The organism is Streptomyces sp. NRRL F-6492 (genome assembly GCF_001280125.1).
Classification (GTDB): domain Bacteria; phylum Actinomycetota; class Actinomycetes; order Streptomycetales; family Streptomycetaceae; genus Streptomyces.
Genome location: NZ_LGEG01000267.1, coordinates 1 through 12,324, shown reverse-complemented (window position 1 = coordinate 12,324; position 12,324 = coordinate 1). Strand labels below are relative to the sequence as shown.

Genomic DNA, 12,324 nt, shown 5'->3' with positions numbered 1-12,324 from the left:
TCCGGCTCTCACCCCTCTCCGGGGTCCTTCAGCACGGGGAAGCGGCGGGGCGCGAGGACGAGCAGGACCAGGAGGGCCAGGGCGGCCGCTCCCGCCGCGCCCAGGTAGACGTAGTCCACCGCCGCGTCGACCGCGCGGCGCAGGAGGTCCGTCGTCGCGGGCGGCAGGGACCCGGGGGAGTCCAGGGCGCGGGCCAGGGTGTCCAGGTCGCCGTCGCCGCCGAGGCGGGCGGCCAGGACGCCGTTCGCGACGGCGCCGAAGACGGCCGCGCCGACGCTCTGGCCGACCTGGCGGCAGAAGAGGACGGACGCGGTGGTCGTGCCCCGCTCCTCGTACGGGACGGTCGACTGGACGCCGACGATCAGGGGCAGTTGGAAGAGTCCGAGGGCCGCGCCGAGCAGCAGCATCAGGAGCGCGGGCTGCCAGGGCTCCCCGGGGAACGGGAGCAGCGGGAAGGCGAGCAGGACGAGCAGCGCGCCGGAGATCCCGAGGATCGCGGTGCGACGGAAGCCGATGCGGGTGTAGACCCGGTTCGAGAACGCCGCGCTGACGGGCCAGCTCAGGGTCATCACCGACAGGACGAACCCGGCCGCGATCGGGCCGAGCCCCAGGACGGACTGGGCGTACGTGGGGAGGAAGACGGTCGGGGCGACCATGAGCAGGCCGAGGGCCCCGAGCGCGAGGTTGACGGCGGCGATCGTACGGCGGCGCCAGACCCATCCGGGGATGATCGGTTCGGCGGCGCGCCGCTCCACGAGGACGGTCACGGCGCCGAGGACGGCCGCCCCGCCGAGGAGCCCGAGGGAGGGCGCGGAGAGCCAGGGCCAGGCGACGCCGCCCTGGACGAGGGCGGTGAGGAGCAGGGCGCCGGTGGCGAAGACGCAGAGCGCGCCGGCCCAGTCGATCCGTACGCGCGCGCGTGCCTCCGGTTTCCTTGCCCCCGCGCGTGGTGCGCCCTGTTCGGGTTCCACCAGGTAGCGGCAGATCAGCCACAGCGCCACGAGCCCGACCGGCAGGTTGATCAGGAAGATCCAGCGCCAGTCGGCGTAGCCCGCGAGGAGGCCGCCCGCCGCCGGGCCCGCGACCGAGGAGGCGGCCCAGACGGAGGACAGCTTCGCCTGGATCTTCGGGCGCTCCTTCAGCGGGTACAGGTCGGCGGCGATCGTCTGGATCGTGCCCTGGAGCGCGCCGCCGCCGAGGCCCTGGACGACCCGGAAGGCGATGAGGGACGCCATGTTCCAGGCGGCGGCGCACAGCAGGGAGCCGGCGAGGAAGAGGACGACCCCGGCGACCAGGACCGGTTTGCGGCCGAAGGTGTCGCTGAGCTTCCCGTAGACCGGCAGGGTGACGGTGACGGCGAGCAGGTAGCCGGAGAACAGCCAGGAGAAGACGGCGAGTCCGCCGAGGTCGCCGACGATCTGGGGGACGGCCGTGGACACGATCGTGCCGTCGATCGCGGCGAGCCCCATCCCGAGCATGAGCGCGGCGACGACGGGTCCCCGGCGCGTCGGTGCGGGGGCGGAGGACGGGCCGGTCCCGGCCCGTGTCGTCGACGGCTCGGTCACCGTACGCCCTTCCTTTCTTCGTACACCTAAATTCCCGCGGACAGCGTGCCACTCGGACCACGGGTGGAGGAACCCCTAGGGGCTCCTCCCCCAGAGGGCCCAGGGGCCTGTCGTACCGGCGGAGGAGGAGAAGTCCCGTCCCCGCTCCTTAACTTGGACTTACAAACCACCACTGTTCCGACCCGAGGAGAAAACCGTGACTTCGGCTGTGACCGTCCCCAGGCACGGGGGTACTGGAGGGGCTACGGCCGTCGCCGCGAGGGCGCGCCAGGTCGTCAAGGCGTACGGCTCGGGGGAGACCCGGGTCGTCGCGCTCGACTCCGTCGACGTGGACATCGCCCGCGGCCGGTTCACCGCGATCATGGGGCCCTCGGGCTCCGGCAAGTCCACCCTGATGCACTGCCTCGCCGGGCTCGACACCGTCACCGGCGGGCAGATCTTCCTGGACGAGACCGAGATCACCGGGCTCAAGGACAAGAAGCTGACGCAGCTGCGCCGGGACCGGATCGGCTTCATCTTCCAGGCGTTCAACCTGCTGCCGACCCTGAGCGCCATCGAGAACATCACGCTGCCGATGGACATCGCGGGCCGCAGGCCGGACGCCGACTGGCTGCGCCGGGTCGTCGACACCGTCGGCCTGTCCGAGCGGCTCAAGCACCGGCCGAACGAGCTCTCCGGCGGTCAGCAGCAGCGCGTGGCCGTGGCCCGCGCGCTCGCCGCCCGGCCCGAGATCATCTTCGGCGACGAGCCGACCGGAAACCTCGACTCGCGGGCCGGCGCCGAGGTCCTGGGCTTCCTGCGCACCTCGGTGGACGAGCTGGGGCAGACGATCGTCATGGTCACCCACGACCCGGTCGCCGCCTCCTACGCCGACCGCGTCCTCTACCTCGCCGACGGGAAGATCGTCGACGAGATGGAGCGCCCCACCGCCGAGGCCGTCCTCGACCGCATGAAGGACTTCGACGCGCGCGGGCGGACCTCATGAGCGTCCTCAAGACCTCCCTGCGCAACTTCCTCGCGCACAAGGGGCGGATGGCGCTCTCCGCCGTCGCCGTCCTGCTCTCCGTCGCGTTCGTCTCCGGGACCCTGGTCTTCACGGACACGATGAACACGACGTTCGACAAGCTCTTCGCCACCACCGCCTCCGACGTCACCGTCAGCCCCGGGGGCGCGGCGGCCGACGACGAGATCCCGCAGACCGGCCGGCCCGAGACCTTCCCCGCCGCGCTCCTGGAGAAGGTCGCGAAGGCCGAGGGCGCCCGGAACGCGCAGGGCGCGGTCGTCTCCCTGGGCGTCACCGTCGTCGACGCGAGGAACAAGAACGTCGGCCCAACCGGCGGCGCCCCGACGATCGCCGTCAACTGGAGCCCGAACGAGCTGCGTTCGGTGGAGATCGCCTCCGGCCACGAGCCGCGCGGCCCCACCGACGTCGTCGTGGACGGCGCCACCGCCGAGAAGCACGGCCTGAAGCTCGGCGACGAGCTGCGGACCATCTCCGTCACCGGCGACTTCACCGCGAAGATCTCCGGCATCGTCGACTTCAAGGTCACCAACCCCGGTGCCACCCTCGTCTACTTCGACACCGCCACCGCCCAGCGCGAACTCCTCGGCAAGGAAGGCCTGTTCACCCAGATCACGGCCGACGCCGCACCCGGCGTGAGCGACGAGGCCCTCAAGGCGAACGTCGCCGCCGCCCTCGGCGACGGCTACAAGCTCCAGACGGCCGCCGAGGCCGCCGACGCGGGCCGCGAGGACATCGCCGGATTCCTCGACGTCATGAAGTACGCCATGCTCGGCTTCGCCGGGATCGCCCTCCTCGTCGGCGTCTTCCTCATCGTCAACACCTTCTCCATGCTGGTCGCCCAGCGCACCCGCGAGATCGGCCTCATGCGGGCCATCGGGTCGAGCCGCAAGCAGGTCAACCGCTCCGTCCTGATCGAGGCGCTGCTCCTCGGCCTGGTCGGCTCGGCCGCCGGCGTCGCGGCCGGCGTCGGCCTCGCCGTCGGCCTGATGAAGCTGATGTCCGCCGTGGGCATGGAGCTCTCCACCGGCGACCTCACCGTGAAGTGGACGACCCCGGTCGTCGGCGTCGTCCTCGGCGTCGTCGTCACCGTCCTCGCCGCCTACGTCCCGGCCCGCCGGGCGGGCAGGATCTCCCCGATGGCCGCCCTGCGCGACGCGGGCACCCCCGCCGACGGCAGGGCCGGCCGGGTCCGGGGCGCGATCGGCCTCGCCCTCACGGCCGCCGGAGCCGCCGCCCTCGTGGCCGCCGCCCGCTCCGAGGAGGCCGCTCCCGGCTCCGGCTGGCTCGGCCTCGGCGTCGTCCTCTCCCTGCTCGGCTTCGTCGTCGTCGGCCCGCTCCTCGCCGGCGGGGTCGTCCGCGTCCTGGGCGTCGTCGTCCTGCGGGTCTTCGGGCCCGTCGGCCGGATGGCCGAGCGCAACGCCCTGCGCAACCCGCGCCGCACCGGCGCCACCGGCGCCGCCCTCATGATCGGCCTGGCGCTCGTCGCCTGCCTGTCGGTGGTCGGCTCCTCCATGGTGGCCTCCGCCACCGAGGAGCTGGACCGCTCCGTCGGCGCCGACTTCATCGTCCAGTCCGGCACCGGCCAGCCGATCGTGCCGCAGGCGCAGGCCGCCCTGGAGAAGGTTTCCAGCATCGACCACGTCACCGAGTACAAGTGGCTCGACGTCACCGTCACCGACCCGCGCGGGAAGAAGGCCGAGCAGGGCCTGGCCGCCGCCGACCCGACGTACGCGCAGGACCTGCGCCGGGAGACCACCGCCGGCCGGCTCGCGGACGCCTACGGGCCGGGCGCCGTGTCCGTCGGCAGCGACTACGCCACCGCGCACGGCGTGAAGGTCGGCGACGTGCTGACCGTCGCCTTCAAGGGCGGGAAGCCGGCGCGGCTGAAGGTCGCGGCGATCACCTCGGACGAGGCGAACGTCGACAAGGGAGTGATGTACACCAACGTCACCACCGCCGCCCGCCACCTGCCGGCCGACCGGGTGCCGCACAGCCTGCTGCTCTTCGCCGGCGCGAAGGACGGCCAGGAGACGCAGGCCTACCAGGCCCTGAAGGACGCGCTCGCGCCCTACCCGCAGTACAAGGTCAGCAACCAGGCCGACTACAAGGAGGAGCTCCAGGACCAGGTCGGACAGCTGCTCAACATCGTGTACGGGCTCCTCGCCCTGGCGATCGTCGTCGCGGTCCTCGGCGTCGTGAACACCCTGGCCCTGTCGGTCGTCGAGCGGACCCGGGAGATCGGCCTCATGCGGGCCATCGGCCTCTCCCGCCGCCAACTGCGCCGCATGATCCGCCTGGAGTCGGTGGTCATCGCCCTCTTCGGCGCGCTCCTCGGCCTCGGCCTGGGCATGGGCTGGGGCACCGCCGCCCAGAAGCTCCTCGCCCTGGAGGGCCTCGGCGTCCTGGAGATCCCCTGGCCGACGATCCTCACCGTCTTCGTCGCCTCGGCCTTCGTGGGCCTCTTCGCGGCCCTGGTCCCGGCGTTCCGGGCGGGCCGGATGAACGTCCTGAGCGCGATCGCGAGCGAGTAGCGGTCGTACGCAGGGACACGTACGGCCCCGGTACGCACGCGTACCGGGGCCGTACGGCTGCTCAGACGGTGAGCACGGGCACGTCGTAGCGGGGGATGTGCTTGTCCCGGGTGACGAGCGTGAGCCCCTCGGTCTGCGCCTGGGCGATCAGTATCCGGTCGAAGGGGTCGCGGTGGTGGGGCGGGAGCTGTCCGGCGCGGATGCCGTGCTCCGCGACGACCGGCAGGGCCAGGAACTGGGTGTCCCTGGCCCGTTCCGCCACGTCGGCGGGGGCGTCGAGCTTGCCGGTGGCCTGCTTGACGGAGAGCTCCCACGGAGTGACGGCGCTCATGTACACCCAGCGCTCCCGGGCCAGGAGATCGCGGGTCTCGTCCGGGAGGTCGCCGTTGAGCCACCAGAGGACGACGTGCGTGTCGAGCAGGAGCTTCACTCGGCGACTCCGGACGGCTCGTCCGCCTCGTCCCCGAACGCCTCGGCGAAGCCGTCGGGGAGGTCGTCGAAGTCGTCGGCGACGGTGATGCGCCCCCGGAGGGAGCCGTAGTCGGTGCGGAGGACCTTTCCGGCCAGCGGGATCACCTTCGCGACCGGTTCTCCGGACTTGCTGATGATCACCTCCTCGCCGGTCGCGACCGCCTCCAGGATCTTGGAGAAGTGGGTCTTCGCCTCGTGGACGTTGTACTGCCGGGCTGCTTCCATCGCGGCCTCTCACAGCTAGGCGGAGCAAGGTGGACTAAGTGCTGGACTAATCTTAGTCGTACAAGCGGCACACCAGCCAGTCGCTTCACTCTCCCGAGTGGCCGGGTTCCTTCGGGCGGGTGACAGTGGCACGTCGTAGGCTGGGGACGCCCGGGCCGAACGCGTCCGGGACCACCCGGCCCGTACGACGTGCCGGGCCGTTCGCGTTGTCCGCACCTCCAGTTCCGGGATGGAAAGCCCCATGAGCCTGCACGGTCTGCTCGACGCCGTCGTCAAGGACGCCGCCCTCACCGAGGCGGTGAAGGCCGCAGCCGACGGGAACCGGCCGCACGTGGACCTGGTCGGCCCCGCCGCCGCGCGCCCGTTCGCCCTGGCCGCGCTCGCCCGGGACTCGGGGCGGCCGGTGCTCGCGGTGACCGCGACCGGCCGGGAGGCCGAGGACCTGGCCGCCGCGCTGCGCTCGCTCCTCGACCCCGACACGGTCGCCGAGTACCCCTCCTGGGAGACCCTGCCGCACGAGCGCCTCTCGCCCCGCTCCGACACCGTCGGCCGCCGCCTCGCCGTACTGCGCCGCCTCGCGCACCCCCGCGACGACGACCCGGCGGCCGGGCCGGTCAGCGTGGTCGTCGCGCCCATCCGCTCGGTGCTCCAGCCGCAGGTCAAGGGCCTGGGCGACCTGGAGCCCGTGGCACTGCGGTCGGGGCAGACGGCCGATCTGAACGAGGTCGTGGCGGGCCTGGCCGCCGCCGCGTACTCCCGGGTGGAGCTGGTCGAGAAGCGCGGCGAGTTCGCCGTGCGCGGCGGCATCCTGGACGTCTTCCCGCCCACCGAGGAGCACCCGCTCCGGATCGAGTTCTGGGGCGACGACGTCGAGGAGATCCGCTACTTCAAGGTGGCCGACCAGCGGTCCCTGGAGGTCGCCGAGCACGGCCTGTGGGCGCCGCCCTGCCGCGAGCTGCTCCTCACCGACTCCGTGCGGGAGCGGGCGGCGGCCCTGGCCGAGGAGCACCCGGAGCTGGCCGAGCTGCTCGACAAGATCGCGCAGGGCATCGCGGTCGAGGGCATGGAGTCCCTCGCACCGGTCCTCGTCGACGACATGGAGCTGCTGCTCGACGTGCTGCCCGAGGGCTCCATGGCCGTGGTCTGCGACCCCGAGCGGGTGCGGACCCGGGCCGCGGACCTGGTCGCGACCAGCCAGGAGTTCCTCCAGGCGTCCTGGGCGGCGACCGCCGGCGGCGGCGAGGCCCCGATCGACGTCGGCGCGGCCTCCCTGCGGGGCATCGCGGACGTCCGGGACCGGGCGCGCGAGCTGGGCATGCCCTGGTGGTCGGTGTCGCCGTTCGCGGCGGACGCGGCCGACGCCGGCGGCGACACCCTCGCCCTCGGCATGCGCGCCCCCGAGTCGTACCGCGGCGACACCGCCCGCGCGCTCGCCGACACCAAGGGCTGGCTGGCCGACGGCTGGCGCACGGTCTACGTGACGGAGGCCCACGGCCCCGCGTCCCGCACGGTCGAGGTCCTCGGCGGCGAGGGCATCGCCGCCCGCCTCGACCCCGACCTGACCGGGATCGCGCCCTCGGTCGTCCACGTGGCCTGCGGCTCCATCGACCACGGCTTCGTCGACCCCGGCCTGAAGCTGGCCGTCCTCACCGAGACCGACCTGTCCGGGCAGAAGGCGGCCGGCAAGGACGGGCAGCGGATGCCCGCCAAGCGGCGCAAGACGATCGACCCGCTGACCCTGGAGGTCGGCGACTACATCGTGCACGAGCAGCACGGCGTCGGCCGGTACGTCGAGATGGTCCAGCGGACCGTGCAGGGCGCCACCCGCGAGTACCTGCTCGTGGAGTACGCGCCCGCGAAGCGCGGCCAGCCCGGCGACCGGCTCTACATCCCGACCGACCAGCTGGAGCAGGTCACCAAGTACGTGGGCGGCGAGGCGCCGACCCTGCACCGGCTCGGCGGCGCGGACTGGACGAAGACGAAGGCGCGCGCGAAGAAGGCCGTCAAGGAGATCGCCGCCGACCTGATCAAGCTGTACTCGGCGCGGATGGCGGCCCCCGGCCACGCCTTCGCCCCCGACACCCCCTGGCAGCGCGAGCTGGAGGACGCCTTCCCGTACGCGGAGACGCCCGACCAGCTGTCCACCATCGCCGAGGTGAAGGAGGACATGGAGAAGACCGTCCCCATGGACCGCCTGATCTGCGGCGACGTCGGCTACGGCAAGACGGAGATCGCGGTCCGGGCGGCCTTCAAGGCCGTCCAGGACGGCAAGCAGGTCGCGGTCCTGGTGCCGACGACGCTGCTCGTGCAGCAGCACTTCGGGACCTTCTCCGAGCGGTACTCGCAGTTCCCGGTGAAGGTGCGGGCCCTGTCCCGCTTCCAGTCGGAGACCGAGTCGAAGGCGACCCTGGAGGGGCTGCGGGACGGCTCGGTGGACATCGTCATCGGCACCCACCGCCTCTTCTCCTCCGAGACGAAGTTCAAGGACCTCGGCCTGGTGATCGTGGACGAGGAGCAGCGGTTCGGCGTCGAGCACAAGGAGCAGCTGAAGAAGCTCCGGGCCAACGTCGACGTGCTCACCATGTCGGCCACCCCCATCCCCCGCACGCTGGAGATGGCGGTCACCGGCATCCGCGAGATGTCCACGATCACCACCCCGCCGGAGGAGCGCCACCCGGTCCTCACCTTCGTCGGCCCGTACGAGGAGAAGCAGATCGGCGCCGCGATCCGGCGCGAACTCCTGCGCGAGGGCCAGGTCTTCTACATCCACAACCGGGTCGACTCCATCGACCGGGCGGCGGCGCGGCTGCGCGAGATCGTGCCCGAGGCGCGGATCGCGACCGCGCACGGCCAGATGAGCGAGGGCGCCCTCGAACAGGTCGTGGTCGACTTCTGGGAGAAGAAGTTCGACGTGCTCGTGTCCACGACGATCGTGGAGTCCGGCATCGACATCTCCAACGCCAACACCCTCATCGTGGAGCGCGGCGACAACTTCGGGCTGTCGCAGCTCCACCAGCTGCGCGGCCGGGTCGGCCGGGGCCGCGACCGGGGCTACGCGTACTTCCTCTACCCGCCGGAGAAGCCGCTGACGGAGACCGCGCACGAGCGGCTCGCGACGATCGCCCAGCACACCGAGATGGGCGCGGGCATGTACGTGGCCATGAAGGACCTGGAGATCCGGGGCGCGGGCAACCTGCTCGGCGGCGAGCAGTCCGGCCACATCGCGGGCGTCGGCTTCGACCTGTACGTGCGGATGGTCGGCGAGGCGGTCGCGGACTACCGGGCGTCGCTCGACGGCGGGGCGGAGGAGGAGCCGCCCCTGGAGGTCAAGATCGAGCTGCCGGTCGACGCGCACGTGCCGCACGACTACGCGCCGGGGGAGCGGCTGCGCCTCCAGGCCTACCGGGCCATCGCCTCGGCGAACTCGGAGGAGGACATCAGGGCCGTGCGGGAGGAGCTGACCGACCGCTACGGCAAGCTGCCCGAGCCGGTGGAGAACCTGCTCCTGGTGGCGGGCCTGCGGATGCTGGCCCGCGCCTGCGGGGTCGGCGAGATCGTCCTCCAGGGCCCGAACATCCGCTTCGCGCCGGTGGAGCTGCGCGAGTCCCAGGAGCTGCGCCTCAAGCGCCTCCACCCGCGCACGGTGATCAAGCCGGCCGTCCACCAGATCCTGGTCCCGCGCCCGACGGCGGGCAAGATCGGCGGCAAGCCGGTGGTGGGCCGCGAACTCCTGGCGTGGACCGGGGAGTTCCTGACGACGATCCTGGGGTCGTGAGGCGCGGGGCGGTCCTCCGGGACCGCCCCTGCTCCCGCCGCGTGAAGAGCAGGCCGGTCGGCGAGCGGAAGCACTCCTCCGGGTCCCGCCCCGCGGGCCGGGGCCGAGCGGGGTACGGGCGAGCTGGCCGCCGCCTGGGCCGCCCTCGGCCCCGAGGACGCCGACCGCCTCGCCGGACTCCTCGGCGGCCCCCGGCTCGCCGTGATCGGCTCGGGCCCGCTGCCCGCCGAGAACACCCTCGGCATCGGCGAGGTGTGACTCCCCGGAAACGGGGGAACCCGGACACCCCGGGGCCGGAGGGCCTCCGCGCCGCCCGACCTAGGATCTCATCGTGCCGATGACGTACCGAAGAACCTTCGCCGCCCCGGCCCTCGCCGCCGCCGCCCTCATGGTCGCCGCCTGTTCCCCCGTGACCGGCGGCGGCACCACCGGGAGGACGCCCGCGCCCGAGACGGCGCTCGCCGCCGTGGACTCCCTGACCGTCAAGGGCCGCGCCCCGAAGACGGGGTACGACCGGGACGCGTTCGGGCGCGGCTGGGTGGACGTCGACCGCAACGGCTGCGGCACCCGCGACGACATCCTCAAGCGGGACCTGACCGGGGTCCGCTACACGGACGGTCGCTGCAAGGTCGCCTCGGGCACCCTCACCGACGACCCGTACACCGGCACCACCGTCCCCTACGTCCGGGGCCGCAGCAAGGTCGACATCGACCACGTCGTGGCGCTCTCCGACGCCTGGCAGAAGGGGGCGCGGCAGTGGGACGCGGAGACCCGGCGCCGCTTCGCCAACGACCCGCTCAACCTCCTCGCCGTCGACGCCTCCACCAACCGCCGCAAGTCCGACGGCGACGCCGCCACCTGGCTGCCGCCGAACAACGGGTACCGCTGCACGTACGTGGCCCGGCAGGTCGCGGTGAAGAAGAAGTACCGGGTGTGGGTGACGGAGGGGGAGCGGGACGCGATGAAGCGGGTCCTCCGCGACTGCCCGCAGCAGAAGCTTCCGTAGGAGCTCCCGCGAGGAGGCGGCCCGACGGGAGGTCCGCGACCGGTTCCGGGGGAAAACCGCAGGAAAACCGGTTGGCCGCCGCCGGAACGATCTTTACTCTGCCCGCATGGACCTGAACATATCGACCCTCGCCGAGCGCCCCGGACTGGAAGGGCCGATGTGGGACATGCGCCACCTCTGGCCCGAGTTCATGATGTACGACCCGGTGGGCTGGGCGAACATGGGCCAGATCGTGCGGCGGTTCCCGGAGTACGTGCTCGTCGCCACCGACGCCGACGGGAGGTTCGTCGCGCGCGGGTTCAGCGTCCCCTTCCGGCTCGACCTGGACGGCCGCCGCGCGCTGCCCGACCGGGGCTGGGACGAGGTGCTGCTCTGGGCCTTCTCCGACCTGAGGCAGGGCCGGGAGCCCGACACGGTCAGCGCCATCGAGATCACGGTCGACAAGGCCTTCCTGGGGCGGGGCGTCTCGCACCGGATGCTCACCGCCCTGCGGGAGAACACGGCCGCGCGCGGCTTCTCCGAGCTGGTCGCCCCGGTCCGCCCCAACGGCAAGCACCTGGAGCCCGGGTCCTCCCTCCACGAGTACGCCTTCCGCACCCGCGAGTCCGACGGCCTGCCGCACGACCCGTGGCTCCGCGTCCACGTGCGCGCGGGCGGTGCGGTCGAGGCGGTGGCCCCGGCGTCGATGACGGTCCCCGGCTCGGTCGAGCAGTGGCGGAAGTGGACCGGCCTCCCCTTCGACACGGACGGCCCGGTCGAGGTCGAGGGCGCGCTCGTCCCGGTCCACTGCGAGGTCTCGCGGGGCTACGCGGTCTACGTCGAGCCGAACGTGTGGGTCCGGCACCGCGTCTGACGCGCCCGCACCGCCACGCGCACGCACCGCCACGCGCACGCGTGAGGGGGGCCGCTCCCCTGCGACGGCCCCCCTCACGCGCCCCCCTCACACGCCCCCCTCGGGCTCAGTCCAGGTCCGCGATGTCCTTCGCCGCCGGGGCCTTCGCCGCGACCGGCTTCCCGTACTGGGTGAAGGTGATCGTCCCCGGCTCGTCGCCGCCCTTCGTGACGATGCGCAGCACGTACGGCGTGCCCTCCGTGGCCACGTAGACCGTGCTCGTCTCGCCGCCGTCGCCCGGCTCCGTCAGCGCGAGCGCCTTCCGGCCGCCGACGGTGGTCTCCCCGCCCCGCACGATGCCGCTCGCCCCCTGCTCGAAGCCGCCGAGGAGCGTCTTCGGGTCGCACATCTCCACGGCCTCCTTCGCCTCGGGTTCGGAGGCCGGCATCTCGACCCAGCGGCCCTTGAGGGTCTTGAGCACGCCCTCCCGCACCTCCGGGGACTCGTCCTCGGTCTGCTCCCTCAGGGACGCCTCGTCGAAGCGCAGGTACACGTTCTTCCGGTCGGCCCTGATCAGTTCGGTCGTGGCGGCCGTGCCCGTGGTCAGCGTGCCGGCGCACTTCCCGGTGCCGTCCAGGGAGACGTAGGCCCTCGTCCGCTCGCCCTCGGACGTCGTGTCGACCTCCACCGTCAGGGACTCGGCCGCAGCCGTCGCCGCGAACGCCTCGTCGACGATCTGCGAGCCGGTCAGCCCCGCGAAGGGCCCCGAGGGCTTCACGTCCTCCGAGAACGGCCCGCAGGCGGAGGCCCCGGCCGCGACGGCCGCGCACAGGAGGGCGGCGACGGCGGTGCGGTGCGCACGCGGGCGGAAGCGGGTGGGGGCGGGGGCGGGGGC

General features: G+C 72.8%; 9 protein-coding genes. 5 read left to right on the top strand and 4 right to left on the bottom strand.

The window, feature by feature from the left end; translation table 11 throughout:
* Positions 1-8: 8 nt before the first annotated feature.
* The gene (locus tag ADL08_RS31705) at positions 9-1,565 is read right to left on the bottom strand and encodes an MFS transporter (RefSeq protein ID WP_053649120.1); all 1,557 of its coding nucleotides are present in this window, start codon (positions 1,563-1,565) and stop codon (positions 9-11) included.
* Between the two features lie 196 nt (positions 1,566-1,761).
* Between ADL08_RS31705 and ADL08_RS31700 the strand changes: the two genes are divergently transcribed.
* Positions 1,762-2,550: an ABC transporter ATP-binding protein gene (locus tag ADL08_RS31700; RefSeq protein ID WP_053649118.1), complete on the top strand. Its 789-nt coding sequence runs from the start codon at positions 1,762-1,764 to the stop codon at positions 2,548-2,550.
* A complete protein-coding gene (locus ADL08_RS31695; protein WP_053649116.1) occupies positions 2,547-5,120 on the top strand; it encodes an ABC transporter permease in 2,574 nt (857 codons plus the stop codon). The genes ADL08_RS31700 and ADL08_RS31695 overlap by 4 nt, the downstream gene beginning before the upstream one ends.
* 61 nt (positions 5,121-5,181) lie before the next feature.
* Here ADL08_RS31695 and ADL08_RS31690 read toward each other — a convergent pair whose 3' ends face one another.
* Together ADL08_RS31690 and ADL08_RS31685 are read right to left on the bottom strand one after the other, a co-directional pair.
* The gene (locus ADL08_RS31690; protein WP_053649114.1) at positions 5,182-5,550 is read right to left on the bottom strand and encodes a type II toxin-antitoxin system VapC family toxin; all 369 of its coding nucleotides are present in this window, start codon (positions 5,548-5,550) and stop codon (positions 5,182-5,184) included.
* On the bottom strand, positions 5,547-5,816 hold the full coding sequence (locus tag ADL08_RS31685) for a type II toxin-antitoxin system Phd/YefM family antitoxin (RefSeq protein WP_053649112.1): 270 nt from the start codon (positions 5,814-5,816) through the stop codon (positions 5,547-5,549). The genes ADL08_RS31690 and ADL08_RS31685 overlap by 4 nt, the downstream gene beginning before the upstream one ends.
* 241 nt (positions 5,817-6,057) lie before the next feature.
* Here ADL08_RS31685 and mfd point away from each other — a divergent pair, with 241 nt between their 5' ends.
* The 3 genes from mfd to ADL08_RS31670 all read left to right on the top strand — a co-directional run bounded on the left by mfd (position 6,058) and on the right by ADL08_RS31670 (position 11,450).
* The gene (gene mfd / locus ADL08_RS31680; RefSeq protein WP_053649110.1) at positions 6,058-9,591 is read left to right on the top strand and encodes a transcription-repair coupling factor; all 3,534 of its coding nucleotides are present in this window, start codon (positions 6,058-6,060) and stop codon (positions 9,589-9,591) included.
* 337 nt (positions 9,592-9,928) lie between these two features.
* Positions 9,929-10,597 (top strand): HNH endonuclease family protein, encoded by a 669-nt coding sequence (locus tag ADL08_RS31675; RefSeq protein ID WP_053649153.1) that lies wholly within the window; start codon positions 9,929-9,931, stop codon positions 10,595-10,597.
* 106 nt (positions 10,598-10,703) lie between these two features.
* Entirely contained in the window at positions 10,704-11,450 is a 747-nt protein-coding gene (locus ADL08_RS31670) for a hypothetical protein (RefSeq protein WP_053649108.1), read from the top strand.
* A gap of 106 nt (positions 11,451-11,556) precedes the next feature.
* On the opposite strand, the gene ADL08_RS31665 is transcribed toward ADL08_RS31670, so the two are convergent.
* On the bottom strand, positions 11,557-12,324 hold a 768-nt coding region (locus tag ADL08_RS31665; RefSeq protein ID WP_078970595.1), incomplete at its 5' end, for a hypothetical protein.